Raw genomic sequence first — 23418 nt, 5'->3', positions numbered from 1 at the left:
GAACCCCGGCGACATGATGCCGCCGGGGCAGTTTCACTTAGTCACAAGTGCGCTCTTCAATGCCGGCTTCTGCGGCATAGGCTGCGGAATCCTCAGCGATCAGCGGGTCGAGAACCTCATTATCCGGGCCGGTGAACTCGGTGATCAGGTTCCACTGCTTGGCCGCCGCATCCCATTGCTGAATACGCGCCATGCCGTTGCCGCCGTGATTGGCGCAGCTTGTTTCGAAAGCAGGACCGAAATCGGGCAGCCCGATCTCCGTCAGACGCTCATCGGTGATGTTCAGATTCTCGAACCCGTCGCGAAGCTGTTCCGCCGAGATGGCCGAGGTTCCGGCCAGTTCCTGCGCGGTCCGGATCGCCTCGGCGATGACAACCGCAGCATACATTCCGCGGGAATAAACCGCAGAACCGACATGCTCACCGCCCTGGCTGGCAAGCCCTGCATCAATCACATGGGTCTGAAGATCGTCGTAAAGCGGATAATCCGTGCCAACACCGTTGAAGGTCACCGATTTATACCCGTTCGAGCCGTCACCCGCAGGCAGCACGTCGATTTCAGAACCGGCCCACCAGATGCCGATGAAATTCTCCATCGGGAAGCGGATATTAGAGGCCTCCTGAATAGCCACCTGATTCATCACGCCCCACCCCCACATCAGCACATAGTCCGGCTGATCGCGGCGTATCTGCAGCCACTGGGATTTCTGCTCTTGTCCAGGCGCTTCGACAGGGATCTCGGACAGATCGAAGCCGTGTTTCACGCTCAGCTCCTGCAGGGTGCGGATCGGTTCCTTGCCATAGGCAGAGTTGTGATAAAGAAGCGCGATCTTCTTGCCGTTCAGATCTCCGCCATTTTCATCAAGCAGATATTTGATCGCCACAGACGCACCGTCCCAGTAATTCGCGGGCGCGTTGAAAATCCACTCGAACACTTTGCCGTTCTTGGACGAGGTACGGCCATAACCGGGCGTGTACAGCACCTTCTTGTCCACCGAGACCTTGGGGATAAGCTGATAGGTGATCCCGGTCGAAAGCGGGTTGAAGACAAGCGCCCCCTCTTTCGTCGATTCATAACATTCGACACCTTTTTCGGTGTTATACGCGGTCTCACATTCCGGAACCTGAATGATTTCCCCGCCGATCCCGCCATCGCGTTCATTCAGCAAAGTGAAGTAATCATTGAACCCATCCGCATATTGTGTCCCGTTCGCTCCGTAAGCCCCGGTCCGATAGGATAGGTTCGGCACGATCAGATCGGCCATGGCCGGTGCCGCTGCCATCATCGTAGCTGCGGCCAATGCTGCCAGTTTCGTCTTCATTTCTTCTCCTCCCAGAGATGTTTGCCGGTTGAACCGGTTCTGCCTGTTAATGCGGGAACGGCCAGAGCCGCAATTTTTCCTTCACCAGCCGCCAGAGCCGGGCCAACCCGTGCGGCTCGACGATCAGGAAAAAGATGATCAATGCGCCGACGATCATCAGTTCGATATAGGCGGCCAGATCGGTCGGCCAGCCAAGCGTGCCGACCAGCAGGTTCTTCAGCAGCACCGGCATCAGCACCATGAAGGCCGCTCCTGCAAAGCTGCCGAAGATCGAGCCGAGACCGCCAATGATGACCATGAACAGCACGAGAAAGCTTTTATTGATGCCGAACGCCTCTCCCACCTCAGCGGCGCCAAGATATACCGCGAACAGCAATGCTCCGGAGATACCGACAAAGAATGAGCTGACACCGAAAGCCGACAGTTTTGCGGTCAGAGGATTCACCCCAATGATCTCGGCCGCGATGTCCATATCCCGGATCGCCATCCATTTCCGCCCGATCATGCCCCGCGTCAGATTCCGCGCAATCCAGGCCGCGAGGAACACAAAAGCAAGACAGACCAGATATTTCGCCGCCGGGCTTGCCGCAGGTCCGGTCACGGCCCAGCCAAGCACCGTGCGCTCGGGTGCGGTGATCTGGCCCGAGGCAGAATAGTTATAGAACCACGGCACCTTATTGAACAGCCAGACAAGGAAGAACTGCGCCGCCAGCGTCGCCACAGCCAGATAGAACCCCTTGATCCGCAGGCTTGGCAGACCGAAAGCGATCCCAACCATCGCAGTAATGCCCCCGGCCAGCAGGATATGGATCAAAATGCTGATATCCGGAAACGCTGTCATCAGCTTATAGACCGCATAAGCCCCCACCGCCATGAACCCGCCCGTGCCCAGGCTGACCTGCCCGGCATAGCCGGTCAGGATGTTAAGCCCCAAGGACGCGATTGCATAGATCAGGAACGGCAGCAGAACCGCGCTTGCCCAATAGTCATTGATGACGAAGGGCACCACCATCGCCGCCACGCCGAGAATGGCATAATATCCGAAGCGATCCAGCCGGATGGGGAAGGTCTGGCCATCGTCGCGATAGCTCGTCTTGAAGTCACCGGCTTCACGATAGAACATAGCATCCCTTTCTATTGCCTTGCCGCAGCTGGGGGTTATCCACCCCCGGACCCCCGAGGATATTTCTGCCAGGATGAAAGCAAGACGCGGCTTTTTTCTTCATCCAAATACCCATCCCGGCCGCCATCGTCACACCCGCTCGATAATGCGTTCGCCGAACAGTCCCTGCGGGCGGAACACCAGAAAGATCAGCGCCAACACATAGGCGAACCAGTTCTCGGTCGCGCCGCCGACCAGCGGGCCGATCCAGAATTCAAACAGTTTTTCGCCCACCCCGATGATCAGCCCGCCCACAATCGCGCCGGGGATCGAGGTAAACCCGCCCAGCATCAGCACCGGCAGCGCCTTCAACGCAATCAGGCTGAGTGAGAACTGAACGCCGGATTTGGTCCCCCACATGATCCCCGCGACAAGCGCCACGAACCCAGCGATGGACCAGACCATGATCCAGATGAATTGCAGACTGATCCCCACTGACAGCGCCGCCTGATGATCGTCGGCCACGGCGCGCATGGCGCGGCCCTGTTTGGTGTATTGCGAAAACGCGACCAGTGCGGCGACGAGAAGCGCGGCGATGATCGTCGCCCAGATATCCAGCCGGTCGATGAAGAAACCATAGCCGAACCAGTTGGCGGTGACCTGCTCGATAGTTTCGGAAATCCCCTGCGGCAGGCCGACATCCAGCGTCTTGATATCAGCGCCCCACATGACATCGCCCAGACCTTCCAGGAAATATGCCAGCCCGATGGTCGCCATGAACAGGATAATCGGTTCCTGACCGACCAGATGTTGCAGCACCAGCTTTTCGATCAGGATGGCGAGGATCACCATCACCCCCGCCGTCAGCAGGATTGCCAGCACCGGACCCACGGTCCAGCCGAAATTCTCCAGATGCGTGCCGAACATCGCATTGATCAGATGGCGGAACGGCACCTGACCGTCCATGATCCCGACCAGAGTCAGCGCCGCAAACAGCGCCAGCACGCCCTGCGCATAGTTGAACACGCCCGAGGCCTTGAAAATCAGCACGAAGCCAAGCGCCACCAGCGAGTACATCACCCCGGTCATCAGACCGTTCAGAAACACCTCGGCAGAGAAGATAAGCTGGTCCATCAGCGGGCTCCTTCGGTGTGGAAACGGGCGGGATCAGTCATGGGCGACCCCCAGATAGGCGTCGATGACCTCTTGATTATTGCGGACCTCGTCCGGGGTGCCGTCTCCGATCTTGCGGCCGTAATCCATCACCACCACCCTGTCGGACAAATCCATGACCACGCCCATATCGTGTTCGATCAGAACGATCGTAGTGCCGAATTCATCATTCACGTCGAGGACGAAGCGCGACATATCCTCTTTTTCCTCGACATTCATTCCGGCCATCGGCTCATCCAGCAGCAGGATCTGCGGTTCCGCCGCAAGGGCGCGGGCCAGTTCCACCCGCTTTTTCAGGCCGTAAGGCAGCCGCCCGACCGGGGTCTTGCGGATATTCTGGATCTCCAGAAAGTCGATGATCTTTTCGACCTGCTCGCGATTGGCGATCTCTTCGCGCTCTGCCGCGCCCCACCAGAGAGCCTGCGCCAGAAACCCCGATTTCGTCTTGTTCAGACGCCCAGTCATGATGTTGTCCAGCACGGTCATACCGTCGAACAGCGCGATATTCTGGAAGGTGCGGGCGATGCCCAGACGCGCCACCTCATAGGGGCGCATCGGGCCGCGCTTATAGCCCTTGAACCAGACTTCGCCCTCTTGCGGGACATAAAAGCCTGAAATCACGTTCAGCATCGAGGATTTGCCGGCGCCGTTCGGGCCGATAATGGCGCGGATCTCACCCTCGCGCACATCGAAGCTGATATTCTTGATCGCCTCGACCCCACCGAAACGCAGCGTGATATTGCGCAGATCCATCAGCACGCCGCCGATCTGGCGGCCATCGGCGGTGGTATAGCCACCAGCCGGGATATCGGTCTGTATCTGCATCATTCTGCGGCCACCTTCTGCGGTTCGACGCCGAATACCGGCACGTCCTCGATCTTCAGCGTCGCCGTGATCCTGCCTTTGCGGCCATCCTCATAGGTGACCTCGGTTTCCGTGTAGACGCTGTCAGAACCGTCATAGAGCGCCGTCACCAGATCGGCGAATTTCTCGTTGATGATGTTGCGGCGCACCTTGCGGGTGCGGGTCATTTCGCCGTCATCCGGGTCCAGTTCCTTGTGCAGCACAAGGAAGCGATGGATCTGACAGCCGGCCAGCATCTCATCTTCGGCGACGGATCTGTTCACCGCTTCGACATGATCCCTGATCGTCGCATAGACCTGCGGGTGACCCGCAAGCTCCTGATATGAAGCATAGGCGATATTGTTCCGCTCGGCCCAGTTGCCGACGGCGTTCAGGTCGATATTGATCATCGCCGTGCATTCCGCCCGGCCATTGCCGATCACCACGGCTTCCAGAATATTCGGATAGAATTTCAGCTTATTCTCGACATATTTCGGCGCGAACATACTGCCATCGGCCATTTTGCCGACATCCTTGGCGCGGTCGATGATGCGCAGATGACCGCTGCTATCCTCGAAGAACCCGGCATCGCCCGTCGCCACCCAGCCTTCGGCATCCTTGGTCGAGGCGGTGCTTTCGGCATTCTGGTAATATTCGACGAAGGTGCCGGGGCTGCGATAGAAAACCTCTCCGTTATCGGCGATCTTCACCTCAACCCCCGGCGAGGGCACGCCGACCGTATCCGAGCGCACCTCTCCATCAGGTTGCTGGGTGATGAAAACAGAGGCTTCGGTCTGGCCGTAAAGCTGCTTCAGGTTGATCCCGAGCGAGCGATAGAAATCGAAAATCTCCGGCCCGATTGCCTCACCCGCCGTATAGCCCACGCGAATGCGACTGTAGCCGAGCGTGTTCTTCAGCGGGCCATAGATGAACAGCTTGCCCAGCCCATAGGACAGCCGGTCACCAAAGCCCACGGATTTGCCGTCCAGAAGCGCCGGGCCGACACGGTTGGCGACCTTCATATAGCGGTCGAACAACCATTTCTTGATCCGACCAGCATCCTCCATCCGGATCATCACATTGGTCAACTGCCCTTCGAACACCCGAGGCGGCGCGAAGAAATAGGTCGGCCCGATCTCACGCAGATCGGTCATCATCGTGGCGGCGCTTTCCGGGCAGTTCACCGTGAAGCCGGTCCACATCGCCTGCCCCATTGAGAAGATGAAATCGCCCACCCATGCCATCGGCAGATAGGCCAGAACCTCATCGCGGTGGTTCAGCCCGTCGAACTCCGAGGTATTCTTCGCGGTTTCGATAATATTGCGGTTCGACAGCACCACGCCTTTCGGCTTGCCGGTCGTCCCCGAGGTATACAGCATCACGCAGGTGCTGTCGTAATCCAGCCCGGCAATGCGGCGGTCCAGTTCCTCACCCAGCCGGGTTTCGGCTGCGCGGCCCTCGGCCTGCACATCGGACAAGGCATTCATGTGGCTGTGATCGTATTTCCGCATGCCGCGCTTGTCGGTGTAAATGATCTGTTCGACATTGCGGGGCGCGTCGGGCATGGCCTGCACCTCCAGCACCTTGTCGACCTGCTCCTGATCGCCGCACACCACGAAACGCGCACCGCAATGGCCCAGAACATAGGCCATCTCTTCAGCCACGGCGTCCTGATAAAGCGGCACGGGAATCGCGCCGCACATCTGCACCGCGATCATCGACCAGTAATGCGCCGGACGGTTGCGCCCAATCACCGCGACATGATCCCCCGGAGCAAGCCCCAGATTCAGCAGCCCAAGCGCCAGAGCCCGGATTTCCTCCGCCGTCTCCTGCCAGGTCCAGCTTTGCCAGATGCCGAATTCCTTTTCGCGATAGGCCGGCCTGTTGGCCAGATTATCGGCATTGCGTGCCAGCAATGCAGGTATGGATTGCAGCCCCGCAGTCGCGGGCGCGTCCAGCTTCGCCATGTCTCCTCCCGTCTTCGGTCAGCGGCCATTGCGGGCCGGACCCTGCCACGCCGAAGCTCCTCCTGCGGCATGACAATGGCAGATTTCGCCGGAACCCTTACCCTAGTTTTTCCTGAACCTTACGAATTGTTACAATACTTTCCGAATTCCTGACGCAGTGCTAACCATCGCCGGGGGAGACGCAATGGCCGACAGTATTTCACGATCGGAGTTAATGCAGTCGGGGCTGAATCTGATCGGTCAGGCCCTGTCCATCTTCGATGCCGATCTGCGGCTGGCCGTTGCCAACCACCAATATCAGACGATGTTCGGGTTACCGGATTCGCTGTGCCAGCCGGGTGCATTCTTCGAGGACACGATTCGCCATATGATGCTGCGCGGCGAATACGGCCCTCAGGACGATCCCGACGAGGCCGTGCGCATCCGGGTCGAGCAGGCCCGGACCTTCCAGCCCCATTATCTCGAACGTCAGCGCCCCGATGGAAGCTGGATTTCGGTCGAAGGAGCGCCGCTGTCGCAGGGCGGATGGATCGCGGTCTATACGGATATCTCCGACACAAAGCGGCAGGAGGCCCTGCTGCGCGCCCGCTCCGAAGAGCTTTCCGAACAGGTCTTCGACCATGCCGAGGCGCTTTCGGCAGCCAACCGGGAACTGGCGGCGACGATCACCGCGCTTCAGGAAACCAAACGTGTCGTGACCGAGACTCAGGCCCGGACGCGGCAGGTCACGGAAATGGTTCCGGCCGATATCGCGCATATGGACCGTGATTACCGCTATGTGTTCTCGAACCGGCAAATGCCTCAGATCTTTCCGGGAACACGGCCCGATATTGTCGGACTGACCGGCGAGGAAGCGCTTGGTGCGCCGACCTTCGCGGCGGTGCGGCCCTATCTCGACAAGGCGCTTGCCGGCCGCCATCAGGTGTTTGAAATCACCCATCCCGAATCCGGCCGTCGCATCCGTATTGCGCTGACCCCCGACCGGGGTGGCAACGGGATTTACATCCTCTCGACCGATGTAACCGCCGAGGTCGAGGTGCGCGAGGCCCTGACCCATGCCTCCCGCCGCGAGCTTGCCGCGAAAATCACCTCGGGGCTGGCCCATGATTTCGGCAATCTTCTGACAATCATTCTGGGTCTTCAGGACCGGCTGTCGCGAAGCCCTCTGCCCGAAGATGCAAGTCAGGACGTACAGGCAACGCTGGCCGCGACCCGGCGCGGTGTGCAGTTGCTGGACCGGATCGGCCAGATCGCCGCTCCGCGCGGCATGGCGCGGGAACCGGTCTGCCTCGACACGCTGCTGCGCGATCTCTGCGCGATGGCACGACCGACACTGGGCAACTCGGTGCGGCTGTCCCTGACAACCGACCTTCCCGAGGGCAGGCTGATGCTCGATCCGGGTCAGCTCCAGGATTCGCTGCTGAACCTGATCCTGAATGCCCGCGATGCAATGGCCCATGACGGCGGAGAGATCACGCTCGATGTCCGCGCAACCAGCCGCTGGCTGGAACTGGAAATCAGCGATACCGGCCCGGGCTTCTCACCCGAGGCGCTGTCACGCGCGACTGAGCCGTTTTTCTCGACGAAACAGGGGCAAGGCTCGGGGCTGGGGCTGGCGATGGTGTTCGACCAGACCAAGATCGCAGGCGGCACGCTGCATCTGTCCAACCGGAAGGATGTGAAAGGCGCCCGCGCATTGCTGCGCCTTCCCATGCAGCCGGTGCGTCCGCAAATGGTGCTGCTGGCCGAGGATGACGATAATCTTCGCGCGATGCTGCGCCGGATGCTGATTTCAATGGGGCATTCCGTGATCGAGGCAGGCTCGCTTGCCGAGGCGCAAAGCCTGACCGATCTGCCCGGGCTGACGGTGATCCTGTCGGATCTTCAGCTTGGCGACGGGTTGGGCCTGGATCTGGTCAGCCCATCCGGCCCGCCCACCCTTCTGATGACCGGATTGCCGCCGGGAGACCCGTTGCGTGAAAACGCCCCCTGCCCGGTCCTGACCAAACCCTTCGATTCAGCCATGCTGGCCGAAGCCTTCGTACAGGTGACTGATGACTGACGCTCCGCTGATCGCGATACTGGAAGACGAACCCGATATACGGCGCATCATGTCCGCCACGCTGGAGGCCGCAGGTTTCCGGATCATGGGGTTTTCCCGCGCAACCGAATTCGAGGCGGCTTTGCGCCGCATCACCCCGGATGCTTGTCTGGTCGATCTGGGCCTGCCGGATCGCGACGGGCTGGCGCTTGTGCACCGGCTGGCAACGGAATCCGGCGCGGCGATCATCATCGTGTCGGGCCGCGCTCAGGTTCAGGACCGCGTGACCGGGCTGGAGCTGGGGGCGGATGACTATATCATCAAGCCTTTCGAACCGGCCGAGCTGGTGGCCCGTGTCCGCGCCCGTCTGCGCCGTCCCGCCTCGACCGGGCGTCCCGATCATCACAGTCAGGGCCGTTTCGCCGGGTGGCTGGCGGATTTCGACCGATATACGCTGACCGCGCCGGACGGTCAGGAAACGCCCATGAGCCATGCCGAAGCCGAACTTCTCCGCATGTTCCTCGACAATCCACGCCGTCTGATCTCGCGCGGCCAGATGCTTGAGACCCTTGGCGGCGCGGGCGGAGAAAGCTTCGACCGCGCGATGGATGTCCGCATCTCACGGCTGCGCAGCAAGCTGAAAGAGGACCCGAAGAACCCGCAACTGATCAAGACGATCTACGGCGCGGGCTATATCTTCCTGGCCGAGATCTCCTGGGGCTGACCGCCAACCCGCATCTTTCGCCATATCAAAACGAAAAGGGACGGCAGAACCGTCCCTTCCCGCTTCGCGTCCGGGTGGCTGGCACATGGCTGGCTGCCCTGTCCGCGATAGAGATGCCTCCGGTGGCTGCCTTTCAGGTCGCTGCCCGGCTGGCTTTCCGTTCTGCTGCCTGCGTCGCTGCCGTTCAGGTGGCGGCGGAAGTGGCGTTACGGATCTGCTTGCGGGGTCGCTGCCAGGTGGCTGCCGGATGACGTATCGAACGCCTCAGGCGGCGTCGAAATGTCCGCACCAGTCGTCGTTTTTCACAACCGGCCACAGGCCACGCGCATCCGCGCTCGGCTGGCTGATCGGAGGATTGAAGCGGCACAGGCCTGCGTCGCTCAGATCGGCCTTGTTGTTGGACTTGTGATCTTCGAAGAATGCGCAATCGGCGCAGCTGCTGTCAGCCATGTCAAATTCCTTTCGGTGTTCCGGGGGCATCCACCCTTCGGTGATGATTTCGTCGCGGGTTGTCCCGTCTGTGAGCAGACATATAGGTCCCCAATCCCCGGACGTCAATATTTATTCAATAAAAACAAATAGTTGATTGAATTTCTCAGCTTCTGATCTCAAGCGTTTTCCTTGGGAAAGGAAACGCCCTGAATTTATTGCAGGAAGAAAAACGGTCAGATTTCCGCAAAAGAAAACCCGCGGCGTTTTACAACCGCGGGTCAAAAATTTTCTGAAATTTTTTCGGAATTAGCTGGCGGGATCCCAGCCGCTGATGGCCTTCGAATCCATGAATTCCTCGATTCCCCAGACGCCGCCTTCCCGCGCCCGTCCGGACCGGCCAACCCCGCCGAAGAACGCGCCCGCGCCACGGCTTTCGCCGTTCATCTCGACCATGCCGGAACGCAGCTTGCGGGCCATCCGGTTGCGCCGCGCACCGTCCTCGCTCTGGACGTAATTCGTCAGACCATAGGCGGTGTCATTGGCGATGCGCACGGCCTCTTCCTCATCCTCGAAGGGAATGATCGACAGAACCGGGCCGAAAATCTCCTGCTGAGCGATGGTCATGTCATTGCTGACATCGGCAAAGACGGTCGGACGGACATAATAACCCCGGTTGACGCCTTCCGGCAGACCAGGACCACCGGCAACCAGCCGCGCCCCTTCCTCGATCCCCTTCTCGATCAGGCTCTGAATCTGGTCCCACTGCTTTTTCGAGACCACCGGCCCGATATGCGGCCCGGAATCGTGGCCGCTGGCAACGCGGGTGCTTTCGGCCACGCTTTTGGCGGTCTCGACCGCATGATCATAGATCTCGCGCTGGACCAGCATCCTTGTCGGCGCATTGCAGCTTTGCCCGGAATTATAGAAGCAATGCCGCGCCCCCCGGATAACGGCCTGATCATCGGCATCGGCGAAGATCACATTGGCACCCTTGCCGCCCAGTTCAAGCGCCACTTTCTTCAGACTGTCCGCGGCAGCCTTGGAAATCGCGATCCCGGCGCGGGTCGAGCCGGTGAAGCTGATCATCTCGACATCGGGATGCACCGAAAGCTGAGAGCCGACACCCTCACCATCGCCATTCACCATGTTGAACACGCCAGCAGGCACGCCTGCATCATCCACGATCTCGGCAAACACCATCGAGGAAAGCGGCGCGATCTCGGACGGTTTCAGCACCATCGTATTGCCCGCAAGCAGCGCCGGGATCACCTTCAGCGTGACCTGATTCATCGGCCAGTTCCACGGGGTGATCAGACCGACAACGCCGATCGGCTCCCATGAAATCATCGTCCCCGGCGCATGATCGCCCAGAGGCCGGACGAATTCGAAATCCTTGAACGCATTGATGAAGTTCGTGGTATGCCAGATACCCGCCGCCACCTGATCGCCGGCGGACATATCGGCGGGAGCGCCCATCTCATGAGTAATCGCCCAGGCCATGTCACTGGCACGTTTCTTATAAACCTCCAGGATCTTCTCGGCGACGGCCAGCCGCTCTTCCCTGCTGGTCGCCGACCAGTCCGGGAAGGCCCGCTTAGCCGCCGCGACCGCCGCATCGGTATCCGCCTGAGCACCAAGCGAGATCACCGCCACAGCGTCTTCGGTCGACGGGTCGATCACCTCAAGATCGTTCGGCGCCGCCGGGTCCACCCATTTTCCGTCAATGTAGAATTGCCGCTTATTCAGAAGCTCGCTCATGAGAATCCTCCATATCTGTGCAAAATGCTCGCATTTGCGGGGCTGCCACGCAAGCTTGCACAGCGCCACGGACCCCCGACCGGCAGTTACCTGCGGAATAGGCTTGGATATTGGCCTGTACTGCCTAGGCTCAGGACTCGTTCTTGATCATAACCAGAAGATGACGGTCGCGGCGAGCAGGATTGCAGAGAAGAAGGTCTCGGGGCAACGGTCGTATCGGGTGGCGACGCGCCTCCAATCCTTGAGTCGGCCGAACATGATTTCGATGCGGTTGCGGCGTTTGTAGCGCCGCTTGTCGTATTTGACGGGTTTCTTGCGCGACTTCCGACCCGGGATGCAAACCTTTATCCCCTTGTTTTTCAAGGCATCTCTGAACCAGTCGGCATCATAGCCCCGATCGGCCAGCAGCCAATCCGCCTCCGGCAGGCTGTTCAGAAGTGCCGCTGCCCCGGTGTAATCACTGACTTGTCCGGCGGACATGAAGAACCCTATCGGCCGGCCCTTCGCGTCGGTGACGGCGTGCAGTTTCGTGTTCATGCCGCCTTTCGTTCGCCCGATCTGGCGCCCGCGCCCCCTTTTTTGACCCGCAGGCTCGAGGCCGTGCGGTGCGCTTTCAGATAGGTCGCGTCGATCATGATCGTATTGTGTTCGGCACTCTCGGCGGCGAGGCCCACCATGATCCGGGCGAAGGTCCCGTTCTCGCTCCAGCGCTTCCAGCGGTTGTAGAGCGTCTTGGCGGGGCCGTAGTCCGTCGGCGCGTCGCACCATCGCAAGCCATTACGATTGATGAATATTATGCCGCTCAGCACACGCCGGTCGTCAACGCGTGGCTTGCCGTGGGATTTCGGGAAATAGGGTTTCAGACGCTCCATCTGCGCGTCAGTCAGCCAGAAAAGGTTGCTCATAAATCAGGTCTCCTTGCAGAGCCTGAATCACGCAAACAGCCCGAAATCAATGGGTCTGGAGCCTATGTTGCCGTTAAGAGCAACCGAAAGGACCACTCATGAGCCTGCGCATCAACGATACCGCTCCGGATTTCACGGCGAACTCGACCGAGGGTGAAATCAGTTTCCACGACTGGGCCGGGGACGGCTATGTCGTTCTGTTTTCACATCCGCGTGACTTCACCCCCGTTTGCACGACCGAATTCGGCGCGGTCGCACAACTCGTCCCGGATTTCGAGAAGCGCAATACCAAGGTGCTGGGCGTCTCGGTCGACTCGGTCGAGGATCACGGCAAATGGAAAGCCGATATCGAGAAAGTCGCAGGTGTCCCCGCCAATTTCGCCATTATCGACGACACGGAACTGAACGTCGCGAAGGCTTATGACATGCTGCCCGCAGATTACTATCTGCCGACAGAAGGCCGCACGCCGCAGCATTCGGCAACCGTCCGTACCGTCTTCATCATCGGCCCCGACAAGAAAGTCCGGCTGACCATGACCTATCCGATGTCGGTCGGCCGCAACTTCGCCGAGATCATCCGGGCGCTGGATGCGGTGCAGGAAACCGACGGCGCGCCGCTGGCCACCCCGGCGAACTGGGTTCCCGGTCAGGATGTGATCGTCGCCCTGTCTCTGGACGATGCCGCAGCCGAAGAAAAATACGGCAAGCTGGACAAGAAACTGCCCTATCTGCGTTTCGCGAAAGACCCGAAACACGGCTGAGGCTGCACAGGGCTGCCGGTCAGAAGATACCGGCAGCCTTCGCCTTTTCGACATGCGATCCCAGAAAACTGTTTTCCGGGATCTTGCCGTCATATCGGGCGGCAAGCACTTTCTGGACATTCGACGCGCTCAGATGAACGCCATAGGTGCCGGGACCGAAATCATCGTCGCTCAGCGCAGCGGGGGCAACGAAACGTTCGCAATCCGCGGGAACGATGGGATAGAAAGTCTCTACCGGCATGGCGTATTTCATCTCATCGTGGCGGCGCAGATAGGCTGACAAGGCACGCGGCCCGGTACTGCCCCAGGGCCATTCCTCGATCGGCACACCCTGCCCCAACGTCCTGATCCGGTATTTCAGCCGCCGCAGCCCGGTAATATGCGGCGCGATCCCCCGCATACCCGGTTTGAACTTCAGCAACTCGGCCAGAGCGGGCGAGTCTTTCGGCATACGCAGCACGGCACAATTGACCCGCTCAGGGTTTTCATGCGCATAAATCCGATCCCCTGCGAAATCGAAAGGCCGCAAAGCGATCATATCCAGATCGACCCAGACGCTTTCGGTTTTCTCCATCAGCGCATAGCGGAAAAAATTGGAATGCAGGGACGGGCTTCCCTCGCGGCTGTAACGGGCCACCTCTCGCGCGGGCAGGATTTCATTCGCATCCAGGCCCTGAACGCCCTCCGGCAACCCGGCAAGCCTGTCATAGCTGTAAATGCTCAGGCGATGGCCATGCCGCAGGAAGGAACCGATACTGGCATATTCAATCGGGCCGAGATCCCCCGCCCAAAAAGTCGCAAGCTCACGCATCAGAAACCTCCGAAACTGCGGAAAATAAGTGCCGCGCAATCTGTTCTGCGGCGGGAAAACTCGACTTTACTGAACCGGATCAAAAGAGACATCCAGACTGCGCCGCAAATAGCTGCCATCGAAGGACAATTCCGGCTCGGGGCGGCGGTCCAGCAAGAAATCCATGTCGCGATACCGGCCTGCCGCCGCATCGTCGCGGAACCCCTGATAAAGCGCGTCGGATTTCTGCCGCCATTCCTGCCATTGCCGCCGCTCTTTCCCGGTGCGGATCCCGCGCTGCGTCAGCCATTTACGCATCCCCCCGCGCAGCCTGCGCATCACGCTTTGTCGTCGCGGGCGCAGATACTGGCGATAATCGACACCGGCAGCGCCCATCATCTGCTGATAGGGCCGGAAGAACTGCCCATGCACCGTATCCGGCGCGGCTTCCTGCAGCCACGGCTTTTCGAAACTGGAGAAATGCAGGAAAACCGGCGGAAAAACCTGCTCATACCCATAGTTGAAATGCGCTTTCTGAAAATTGAAGCGCGGGCTGATCTCGGTCCAGCGGCCCTGAAAATAGCAGTTCAGGAAATCCTGATCCTGCGTATGCGCCGCATCCCCGTATCTGGTCATGAAGGCCAGAAGCTCGGCCCCGAAATCGACCGAAGCCCATGCCTGCCGGTCCAGCATCATGACCCCGGCATTGAAGTAACGCGCACCCTGCACCCCGATCGACCGCAGCCATGCCGCCCGGTCCAGACCGCCAGCCGAGCGCGGGGCCGAACCGATGGATGCGGCATCCTGCACCGCCGCAAGCCCGCCGGGCAATGCGAGACCCAGAAGCTCATCCGCCCGGACCATCGGAAATATATCCGCGTCCAGATAGATCAGCCGGTCATATTGCGGCAGAAGATAGGGCGCGAAGATCCGGCCATAGACGATGCGCGGCCAGCTTTCAGTGGCGGGCAAACCCTGCGGGATCAGATCATCCATCAGGTTGCGATGCAGAAAGACCCCGTCCCGACCGTTCTCATCGCGGAATTTACCGCCTTCGCCTTCCACAAAAACATGAACGTCGATGCCCCACAACGCATGAAGCCTGCGGGCCTGCGCCTGTCCAATCCCCAGATAGCGATCATCGACGGTGATGTAAAAGGCGCTGCGCATCCGCGCTCCTCCGATCAAAAAGACCGGCCCGAGCATCCCCGGACCGGCCCGATCTTTCAAGATATCGCGCCGATTACTCGGCGGTTTCTTCCTTCGGCTCGGTGATTTCCTCGCCGGTTTCCTGATCGACCATCTTCATGCCAAGGCGCACCTTGCCGCGGTCGTCAAAGCCCAGAAGCTTGACTTTCACTTCCTGACCTTCCTTCAGCACGTCCGAGGGGTGACCCAGACGCTTATTCGCGATCTGGCTGACATGAACCAGCCCGTCACGCTTGCCGAAGAAGTTCACGAAAGCGCCGAAATCGACCAACTTCACCACCTTGCCGGTGTAGATCTGGCCCTCTTCCGGCTCAGCGACGATCGAGTGGATCATCTCATAAGCCTTATTGATCGATTCACCATTCGCCGATGCGATCTTGATCACGCCATCGTCGTTGATATCGACCTTCGCACCCGAAACCTCGACGATCTCGCGGATCACCTTGCCGCCCGAGCCGATCACTTCGCGGATCTTGTCGGTCGGGATCTGCATCGTCTCGATGCGCGGCGCGTGTTCGCTGAACTCGCGGCGACCTTCGGTCAGCGCCTTGCCCATTTCACCCAGAATATGCAGACGCCCGTCCTTGGCCTGAGCCAGGGCCTGCTGCATGATTTCCGGGGTGATGCCCTGAACCTTGATGTCCATCTGAAGGCTGGTGATGCCGTTCTCGGTCCCTGCGACCTTGAAGTCCATATCGCCCAGATGATCTTCATCACCCAGAATATCCGTCAGAACCGCATATTTGCCGTCATCCTGAAGGATCAGACCCATTGCCACACCCGCAACCGGCGCTTTCAGCGGAACGCCCGCATCCATCATCGACAGCGAACCGCCGCAGACGGAGGCCATCGAGGACGAGCCGTTCGATTCCGTGATCTCCGACACGACGCGGATCGTATAGGGGAAATCCGTCGCCGCAGGCAGCACCGCCTGAAGCGCACGCCAAGCCAGCTTGCCGTGACCGATCTCGCGACGGCCGGGGCTGCCCACGCGACCAACCTCACCGACCGAATAGGGCGGGAAGTTGTAATGCAGCAGGAAGTTCGAGCGGAAATTGCCGTGCAGAGCGTCGATGATCTGTTCATCGTCGCCGGTCCCCAGAGTCGTCACAACCAGACCCTGCGTCTCGCCACGGGTGAACAGCGCCGAACCATGCGTGCGCGGCAGAATGCCCACTTCGCAATCAATCGGACGCACGGTTTTCGTGTCGCGACCATCGATCCGCGCACCGCCAGCGATCACATCGCCGCGCAGAATGTCGGATTCCAGCTTCTTCAGCGCGGAACCCAGATTCGGATCCTCAAGCTCTTCCTCGCTCAGCCCGGCCACGATCTTCTCGCGGACCACCTGAATCGCGTCACGGCGCTCGCTTTTATCCTTGATCTGATAGGCGTCGCGCATACCGGCTTCGCCAAGCGATTTCACCCGGTCGGCCAAAGCGCCATATTCCGGCGACTGGAAGTCGAACGGCTCTTTCGCGGCGGTTTCGGCAAGCTGGATGATCAGGTCGATCACCGGCTGCATCTGCTCATGGCCGAATTTCACGGCGCCCAGCATCTCTTCCTCGGTCAGCTCGTAAGCCTCGGATTCGACCATCATCACGGCATCCTTGGTGCCTGCGACAACCAGATCGAGACGCTGCTCGGGATTGTTGCGAAGCTGGTCCATGTCCTGAACCTCGGGGTTCAGCACATATTCGCCATTGGCAAAACCGACACGCGCCGCACCGATCGGACCCATGAATGGAACGCCGGAAATGGTCAGCGCCGCCGATGCAGCGATCATCGCGACGATATCGGGATCGTTGACAAGATCGTGGCTCAGCACGGTGCACATCACCAGAACTTCATTCTTGAAGCCCGGAGCGAAAAGCGGACGGCAGGGACGGTCGATCAGACGCGCGGTCAGCGTCTCTTTCTCGGTCGGACGCGCCTCGCGCTTGAAAAAGCCGCCCGGAATTTTGCCGGCGGCATAGTATTTTTCCTGATAATGGACCGTCAGCGGGAAAAAGTCCTGACCCGGCTTCGGTTCCTTGGCAAAGGTCACGTTGGCCATGACGCTGGTCTCGCCCAGAGTGGCGATGACGCTGCCGTCGGCCTGACGCGCAACCTTGCCCGTTTCCAGGGTAAGCGTTTCCTGCCCCCACTGGATTGATTTCTTCACTTCATCAAACATGCGGTTTCCTCTTGGGATGCACCGGCCCTCCGGCCATCCCCATGTCAAATGGCGGCCCCATTGCCGCCGCCCCCGAATCCTTAGCGTAGCCCAGGGGGCGCGGGCATCACGTCTCAGATTTTGGGGCCATACAGGAAAACCCTTGCTTTGGGAAGCCTCTGCATGTCAGCGCGACGGCATGCGGCGCGGCCTGTCCTTCCTGTCCGTCCCACGCCTGTCAGCGCGGCATTCCTCAATATAACTGCAAGCTATTATATATAAGGATGAACGTTCGGGATCAGCGCCGCTGCTGTACGATCTGTGTACATTCCGTGTATGGGTTCTGCACATAAATCACAGCCCGGAACCCAGCATCCACAGGCTGTTTCCGGCCCCCGCTCCCGAAACGCCCCACAGCCCCGGCCACGCATAAGAAAAGCGCCCGCCCCTTGAAAGAGCGGGCGCCTTGTCATGTCCTCAGATTATGCCCCTCAGGTCAGAGGCGACTCACGGTATTCACCAAGATCCGGCGTCATCCGGCTGACCACCACAATGGCGATCCACGAGGCGATGAAGCCCGGCACGATCTCATAGAGCGTGCTGCTCAGCCCAAGCATGATCCACAGACCGACCGTCACCGCACCGACGATCAGCCCGGCAACCGCGCCATATCCGTTCATCCGCTTCCAGGTCAGCGACAGGATGATCAGAGGCCCGAACGCCGCACCAAAACCGGCCCAGGCGTTAGAGACCAGCCCCAGAACCTGCGAATCCGGGTCCCGCGCGATGAAGACCGCAACCAGCCCCACGGCCAGCACCGCGATCCGGCCGATCAGCACCAGCTCATTCTCGGTCGCGTCGCGCTTGAACAGCGAATGATAGATATCCTCGGTCAGCGATGAAGACGCGACCAGCAACTGACTGGAAACGGTCGACATGATCGCCGCCAGCAGCGCCGCATACAGGAAACCCGTGACAAGAGGATGGAAAAGCAGGTTGGACAGCACGATGAATATCGTCTCGGGGTCAGCGATTTCTAGCCCGTTCCGCTGCGCGTAGGCACGTCCGAAAATACCGACCGAGACCGCCCCGATCAGCGAAACCGCCATCCAGCTCATCCCGATATTACGGGCCGCAGGCACCTCTTCAACGCTGCGTACGGCCATGAAACGCACGATGATATGCGGCTGCCCGAAATAGCCCAGACCCCATGCCACGGCAGAGATCCAGCCCATGAAGGTCAGCCCGGCGGTCATGGACAGGAAGTTCGGATCGACCTCGGTCCGCAGCCTTTCCGCCGCAGTCCCGATCCCCTCTCCCTGCCCCGTGGTCAGGATCACGATCGGCATGACCACAAGCGCCAGCATCATGATGCAGCCCTGCACGAAATCAGTCAAAGACACGGCAAGGAAACCGCCCATCACCGTATAGACCAGCACGATGCCCAGTGTCAGAAGGACGCCGGACATATAGCCGCCGTCAAAGGCGCTGACGAACAGCTTGCCGCCACCGACAAGGCCCGACGCGGTATAAACCGCGAAGAAAACCACGATCACGATGGCCGAAACGATCCGCAGAAGCCGGGCCGTGCTGGGAAAACGTGCGCCCAGAAAGCCGGGAATGGTCAGGCTGTTATCGTATTCCTCAGTCTGTTGGCGCAGCCGCGGGGCGACGATGATCCAGTTCAGAAACGCCCCGACGAACAGCCCGATCCCGATCCAGCTTTGCGCCAGCCCCGAGGCGAACAGCGCCCCCGGCAGACCCAGCAACAGCCAGCCGCTCATATCCGAGGCCCCGGCGGACAAAGCGGCCACCGCAGGCGGCAGGCTTCGCCCGCCCAGCATGTATTCTTCCGAGCTCGATGTCGATTTTCGCCATGCATAAACGCCGATGCCAAGCATCAGCACGAAATATGCCGCAAGACTGATCCAGATTCCGGTGGCCATATTCCCTCCCGTTTTCCAATTGTGACTCCCCGCTTCTTTCACAACCAGAGCCACGGAGCAAAGGATAATGGTAAATTATCCCCGAAAACCTACATATTTGCGGATTATTTCCACGGCAACCGGACAAATCACGCTGCCCTGCACGGTCAGGTCACCGCAGATGAGGCCCGTCCGCCAATGGACAAGGCCTCCGAGACGCCTCCATATTGCCCCTGACAGCAAGGAGATATCGCGTGGTCAGTGCACAGGTCAGAGCAGATGCGTTTTTCTCACGCCTCGATAGCTGGAAAGAGGAATTGCTTGCCCTTCGCGATATCCTCAGAAGCTGCGATCTAACCGAGGATTTCAAATGGTCCTCTCCGGTCTATACCCATGATGGCGGCAATATCGCGATTATCTGGGGCTTCAAGGACCGGGCCGCGCTCGGCTTTTTCAAGGGCGTTCTGCTGACCGACCCCGAACGGGTTCTGGAGGCTCCCGGCGAAAACTCGCGCTCTTCGCGGATGCTGAACTTCACCAGCCTGTCCCAGATCGACAAGATGCGCCCGGTGATCACCGCCTATCTTGCCGAGGCCATCGCGATCGAACAATCCGGCGCAAAGGTCGAGATGCCGAAGGACGATCTCGCCTATCCCGAGGAATTACAGGCCAGGCTGGACGAAAACCCCGATTTCCGCCTTGCGTTCGAGGGTCTGACTCCTGGCCGCCGCCGTGGCTGGGTGCTGCATTTTTCCGGCGCGAAACAATCGGCGACACGGGTTTCCCGGATCGACAAGGCCACGCAGAAAATCCTTGAAGGAAAAGGAATGCAGGACCGCTGAGATCGGACGATGCCGAACCCGGCACAGGTTTTCGGCTAAATCACCGCCTCCCACACCAGAGCACCGCTGTGACCGATCACCTTCCGGCTCAGCACGTGGGCGCTGCGGATGGCGTCAGGAACAGTCTCTCCCCTGATCCGGGCGGCCAGATAACCGGCATTGAAACTGTCTCCGGCAGCGGTGGTATCGACGGGCCGGTCACGCGGCAGATCGCCGACGACCCCACTGTCCTCAGCACCTGCGAAATGCACCGCAGCGCCGCCAGCCTTGACGATGACCTGCTTTGCGCCGAGACGCAGATATCGCGCCAGCGTCGTCTCGGGGTCGCTATCCCCGAAGAATTCCCGCTCATCATCGAAGCTTGGCAGGATCAGATCGGCATGGCTCGCCGCCTGCTGCACATATTGGCGCATCGTGTCGATATCCGGCCATAGCCGCGGCCGGAGATTGGTATCAAACACGATCCGGCTGCCCTGCTTCCGCGCGACAGCCAGTGCCTCCAGCAGCGTTTTGCGCCCCTGATCCGACAAAATCGCCAGTGTGATCCCCGAGAAATACGCAATCGCGCATCCCGCAAGCGCCGCCCTCAGCGTCTCGGGATCATCCGCAAGCCACCGCGCTGCCGAGTTGTCCCGCCAATAGGAAAAACTGCGCTCTCCGTTCTCAAGCGAGATCGCGTAAAGACCGATCTCACGTTCGGGATCGCGTCCCACAAATCCTGTGCCAATCCCTTCGGAACGCAGGAAATCGGTCATCCGGCGCGAAAACTCGCCGGTTCCCACGCGGGTAAAGTAATCGACGCGCCGATCCGCTGGCAGCAGGCGGCGCAGATACCACGCCGTATTCAACGTATCGCCTGCGATGCCAAGCTGCCAGAGTCCGTTTCCTCCGGGCTGCGACAGCTCAATCATCGCCTCGCCGATTGACAGAATATGGTTCGCCATCATCCTCACCGCATTCCCGACAGGCCGACGCGCGTCTGTTTTGCCCCGCCGTCCCGCAACGTATCATCATGAAGCCCGGAAGAATTGAAAGGCAATTCCGGGCAGGTTACGCATGGCATATCCGAACACGCATCTGCCCGCGCCGCGAAGATTTTCTGGGAAAGGAGTTTTCATGCCTCATGTCGAAACCCGCCACGCCATCCATCCCGAACATGCCAGAACGATGGATACCGAAACGCTCCGCCGTCATTTTCTGGCCGAGGGTCTTTTCGCCGATGGAGAGATCCGCCTGATCTATACCCATTACGACAGGTTCACCCTTGGTGCGGCGGTCCCGGCAGGCAAGACGCTGACGCTGGACAGGATCGAGGAAACCAGAACCGAGACGTTTCTGGAACGCCGTGAGATGGGCATCGTCAATATCGGGGACGCAGGCACGGTCGAGGCTGCGGGCCAGTCATGGGAGATGAACAGGGGCGATGTGCTGTATCTGGGCATGGGCTCCGGAGCGGTGAATTTCTCCGGACATGGCCGGTTCTACATCACCTCGGCCCCGGCGCATCGTACGCTGCCCTGCCGTCTGGTGACCGTTCAGGACGCGAAAGAGGTCAGACTGGGCGCGGTCGAGACCAGCAACAAGCGCACTATCCGCCAGTTCATTCACCCTCTGGTCATGGAAAGCTGTCAGCTTGTCCTCGGCTATACCACGCTTGAGGACGGCTCTGTCTGGAACACCATTCCCAGCCATTATCACGACCGCCGGATGGAGGCCTATCTGTATCACGGAATGGAGCCGGAATCGCGTGTGCTGCATCTGATGGGCGAACCGCAGGAGACTCGGCATCTGTTTGTCGCGAATGAGCAGGCAGTGATCTCGCCGACCTGGTCGATCCATTCCGGCGCGGGGATCGGGGGTTATACGTTCATCTGGGCGATGGCCGGGGACAATGTCGATTATACGGATATGGATTTCGTTCAGCCGGAGGATATGCGGTGAACCCGTTTTCGCTTGAGGGACAGACCGCGCTTGTCACAGGCGCGAATACCGGGATCGGTCAGGCCATTGCCGTGGCGATGGCGCAGGCCGGTGCCGACGTGATCGCCGCAGGCCGCAGCGATTGTGATGAAACCCTGTCGATGATGGGCGGCAAGGGGCGGGCCATGCATCTGGATTTCGCCGATCCGATGGCCGCGCGTGATGTGTTTGCAGAAACCCGCATCGACATCCTTGTCAATAATGCCGGGATCATCCGCCGCGAGGACGCCGTCGATTTCTCGGAAGCCGACTGGGACGATGTGATCGACGTGAATCTGAAGGCGCTGTTCTTCACCTGTCAGGCGTTTTCTCGGGAAGCCTTGCCGCGCGGGCGGGGCAAGATCATCAACATCGCCTCGCTTCTGTCCTTTCAGGGCGGCATCCGCGTTCCGTCCTATACGGCCAGCAAACATGGCGTTGCCGGGCTGACAAAGCTGATGGCGAATGAGTGGGCGGCGCAGGGGCTGAACGTGAACGCCATCGCGCCCGGCTATATAGAAACTAATAATACAAAGGCCCTCCGCGCCGATCCCGACCGCTCGAAAGCCATTCTCGACCGGATTCCGGCGGGACGTTGGGGCAGACCCGAAGATATCGCCCAAAGCGCGGTGTTCCTCGCCGCACCAGCCTCGGATTATATCAACGGCGCGGTACTGAATGTGGATGGCGGCTGGCTTGCACGATAGAGCGCCGCAATATTCGCTGTGCAGCAGGGCATTTTCAGTGCCGTCGGCCTGACCTCAGGAAAGACCAGACAGCGCCTCGAAGATCAGCCTCACGGCGATGATGAACAGCATCGCCATGATCAGCCGGTCAAACAGTTTCACACCAAAGCGCTTCACCAACCCCGCCCCGATCGGCATCGCCAGAAACAGCGGGATACAGGCCACGATGCTCAGCAGGAAAACCTGCCAGTCCATCACCCCCACGCCGATCAGCGAGGGCAACTGGACGACCGACATCGCAATGAACTGGATCGACAGCGTCGCGATGAAACGTTCGCGCGACAAATGAAGCGCATGAAGAAATGGCACCGAGACCGGGGCAGAGATCCCCGCCGCGCCCTGAAGAATGCCCGCGACAAGCCCCACAGGTACGGCAATGCGCCGCGCAAACCCGTATTCAAGGCTCCAGTCGGGCTTAAGCAGCCTGACCCCGACATAGGACAGCGCCAGAAGCCCGACGATCAGCGACAGGATCTCATGCGGCAGCGAGGCCAGTATGAACGTCCCGATCAGCGCCCCCACCCCGGCAGATCCCGCCAGCCGAAGGATGAAGCCCTTATCGGCGAGCGCATCGCGATACTGCCAGCCCTGCCAGATATTCGAGGCCAGAGCCGGCAGGGCAAAGGTCGCAACCGCGTGGGGAACGCCGAAAAAGATCGAGATGATCGGAATGACGATCACCGGCGTCCCCGCCCCGATTGCACCTTTCAGGATGCCTCCGAAAAGGAAGGCGATCATGGTGACGATGAACGCAAACATCTGCCG

At 60.0% G+C, this 23418-nt stretch carries 20 protein-coding genes; 6 read left to right on the top strand and 14 right to left on the bottom strand.

The features are described from left to right. Positions 1-37: 37 nt before the first annotated feature. The 5 genes from PAE61_RS01845 to PAE61_RS01825 all read right to left on the bottom strand — a co-directional run bounded on the left by PAE61_RS01845 (position 38) and on the right by PAE61_RS01825 (position 6406). Positions 38-1321 carry an ABC transporter substrate-binding protein gene (locus tag PAE61_RS01845; protein ID WP_271113742.1) on the bottom strand — a complete coding sequence of 428 codons (1284 nt, stop codon included), beginning with the start codon at positions 1319-1321 and terminating at the stop codon, positions 38-40. A 46-nt stretch (positions 1322-1367) separates the two neighbouring features. Beyond that, entirely contained in the window at positions 1368-2444 is a 1077-nt protein-coding gene (locus tag PAE61_RS01840) for a branched-chain amino acid ABC transporter permease (RefSeq protein ID WP_271113741.1), read from the bottom strand. Between the two features lie 129 nt (positions 2445-2573). Continuing rightward, positions 2574-3560, bottom strand: a complete 987-nt coding sequence (locus tag PAE61_RS01835; RefSeq protein ID WP_271115069.1) for a branched-chain amino acid ABC transporter permease — start codon at positions 3558-3560, stop codon at positions 2574-2576. A gap of 30 nt (positions 3561-3590) precedes the next feature. Continuing rightward, positions 3591-4424: an ABC transporter ATP-binding protein gene (locus PAE61_RS01830; protein WP_271113740.1), complete on the bottom strand. Its 834-nt coding sequence runs from the start codon at positions 4422-4424 to the stop codon at positions 3591-3593. Further along, the gene (locus PAE61_RS01825) at positions 4421-6406 is read right to left on the bottom strand and encodes an AMP-binding protein (protein ID WP_271113739.1); all 1986 of its coding nucleotides are present in this window, start codon (positions 6404-6406) and stop codon (positions 4421-4423) included. The genes PAE61_RS01830 and PAE61_RS01825 overlap by 4 nt, the downstream gene beginning before the upstream one ends. A gap of 184 nt (positions 6407-6590) precedes the next feature. Here PAE61_RS01825 and PAE61_RS01820 point away from each other — a divergent pair, with 184 nt between their 5' ends. Together PAE61_RS01820 and PAE61_RS01815 are read left to right on the top strand one after the other, a co-directional pair. Continuing rightward, positions 6591-8468 (top strand): hybrid sensor histidine kinase/response regulator, encoded by a 1878-nt coding sequence (locus PAE61_RS01820; RefSeq protein ID WP_271113738.1) that lies wholly within the window; start codon positions 6591-6593, stop codon positions 8466-8468. Then, positions 8461-9171 carry a response regulator transcription factor gene (locus PAE61_RS01815; protein ID WP_271113737.1) on the top strand — a complete coding sequence of 237 codons (711 nt, stop codon included), beginning with the start codon at positions 8461-8463 and terminating at the stop codon, positions 9169-9171. Before PAE61_RS01820 ends, PAE61_RS01815 begins: the two co-directional genes overlap by 8 nt. Before the next feature lie 264 nt (positions 9172-9435). Here the strand turns inward: PAE61_RS01815 and PAE61_RS01810 are convergent, their stop codons facing one another. The 3 genes from PAE61_RS01810 to PAE61_RS01800 all read right to left on the bottom strand — a co-directional run bounded on the left by PAE61_RS01810 (position 9436) and on the right by PAE61_RS01800 (position 12266). Then, a complete protein-coding gene (locus tag PAE61_RS01810) occupies positions 9436-9621 on the bottom strand; it encodes a hypothetical protein (protein WP_271113736.1) in 186 nt (61 codons plus the stop codon). 288 nt (positions 9622-9909) lie between these two features. Then, entirely contained in the window at positions 9910-11361 is a 1452-nt protein-coding gene (locus tag PAE61_RS01805; protein WP_271113735.1) for an aldehyde dehydrogenase family protein, read from the bottom strand. Positions 11362-11508: 147 nt separating this feature from the next. Next, positions 11509-12266 (bottom strand): IS5 family transposase gene (locus PAE61_RS01800; protein WP_271112274.1). Its coding sequence is split into 2 segments (ribosomal slippage): positions 11509-11930 and positions 11930-12266, totalling 759 coding nucleotides; the frame shifts between segments, so codons are not numbered across the junction. Between the two features lie 98 nt (positions 12267-12364). Here PAE61_RS01800 and PAE61_RS01795 point away from each other — a divergent pair. Further along, positions 12365-13027, top strand: a complete 663-nt coding sequence (locus PAE61_RS01795) for a peroxiredoxin (RefSeq protein WP_271113734.1) — start codon at positions 12365-12367, stop codon at positions 13025-13027. 19 nt (positions 13028-13046) lie between these two features. Here PAE61_RS01795 and PAE61_RS01790 read toward each other — a convergent pair whose 3' ends face one another. The 4 genes from PAE61_RS01790 to putP all read right to left on the bottom strand — a co-directional run bounded on the left by PAE61_RS01790 (position 13047) and on the right by putP (position 19127). Then, positions 13047-13838, bottom strand: coding sequence for a glycosyltransferase family 32 protein (locus PAE61_RS01790; protein WP_271113733.1), 792 nt, complete (start codon positions 13836-13838; stop codon positions 13047-13049). 66 nt (positions 13839-13904) lie between these two features. Continuing rightward, a complete protein-coding gene (locus PAE61_RS01785; protein WP_271113732.1) occupies positions 13905-14987 on the bottom strand; it encodes a glycosyltransferase family 8 protein in 1083 nt (360 codons plus the stop codon). 73 nt (positions 14988-15060) lie between these two features. Beyond that, on the bottom strand, positions 15061-17202 hold the full coding sequence (pnp, locus tag PAE61_RS01780) for a polyribonucleotide nucleotidyltransferase (protein WP_271113731.1): 2142 nt from the start codon (positions 17200-17202) through the stop codon (positions 15061-15063). 470 nt (positions 17203-17672) lie between these two features. Beyond that, entirely contained in the window at positions 17673-19127 is a 1455-nt protein-coding gene (gene putP, locus PAE61_RS01775) for a sodium/proline symporter PutP (RefSeq protein WP_271113730.1), read from the bottom strand. Positions 19128-19360: 233 nt separating this feature from the next. On the opposite strand from putP, the gene PAE61_RS01770 reads away from it, so the two are divergent. After that, entirely contained in the window at positions 19361-19948 is a 588-nt protein-coding gene (locus PAE61_RS01770) for a YdeI/OmpD-associated family protein (protein ID WP_271113729.1), read from the top strand. 35 nt (positions 19949-19983) lie between these two features. Here PAE61_RS01770 and PAE61_RS01765 read toward each other — a convergent pair whose 3' ends face one another. Further along, complete coding sequence (locus PAE61_RS01765) at positions 19984-20892, bottom strand: sugar kinase (RefSeq protein ID WP_271113728.1); 909 nt, start codon at positions 20890-20892, stop codon at positions 19984-19986. Positions 20893-21064: 172 nt separating this feature from the next. Between PAE61_RS01765 and kduI the strand changes: the two genes are divergently transcribed. Next, positions 21065-21889 carry a 5-dehydro-4-deoxy-D-glucuronate isomerase gene (gene kduI / locus PAE61_RS01760; RefSeq protein ID WP_271113727.1) on the top strand — a complete coding sequence of 275 codons (825 nt, stop codon included), beginning with the start codon at positions 21065-21067 and terminating at the stop codon, positions 21887-21889. Continuing rightward, complete coding sequence (gene kduD / locus PAE61_RS01755; RefSeq protein WP_271113726.1) at positions 21886-22614, top strand: 2-dehydro-3-deoxy-D-gluconate 5-dehydrogenase KduD; 729 nt, start codon at positions 21886-21888, stop codon at positions 22612-22614. The genes kduI and kduD overlap by 4 nt, the downstream gene beginning before the upstream one ends. A gap of 54 nt (positions 22615-22668) precedes the next feature. Here kduD and PAE61_RS01750 read toward each other — a convergent pair whose 3' ends face one another. Then, the gene (locus tag PAE61_RS01750) at positions 22669-23412 is read right to left on the bottom strand and encodes a sulfite exporter TauE/SafE family protein (RefSeq protein WP_271113725.1); all 744 of its coding nucleotides are present in this window, start codon (positions 23410-23412) and stop codon (positions 22669-22671) included. Between the last annotated feature and the right edge of the window lie 6 nt (positions 23413-23418).

The organism is Paracoccus aerodenitrificans, from assembly GCF_027913215.1.
Taxonomy (GTDB): domain Bacteria; phylum Pseudomonadota; class Alphaproteobacteria; order Rhodobacterales; family Rhodobacteraceae; genus Paracoccus; species Paracoccus aerodenitrificans.
The sequence above is the reverse complement of the archived record's forward strand: the minus strand, read 5'-3'. Positions and strand labels throughout refer to the sequence as shown.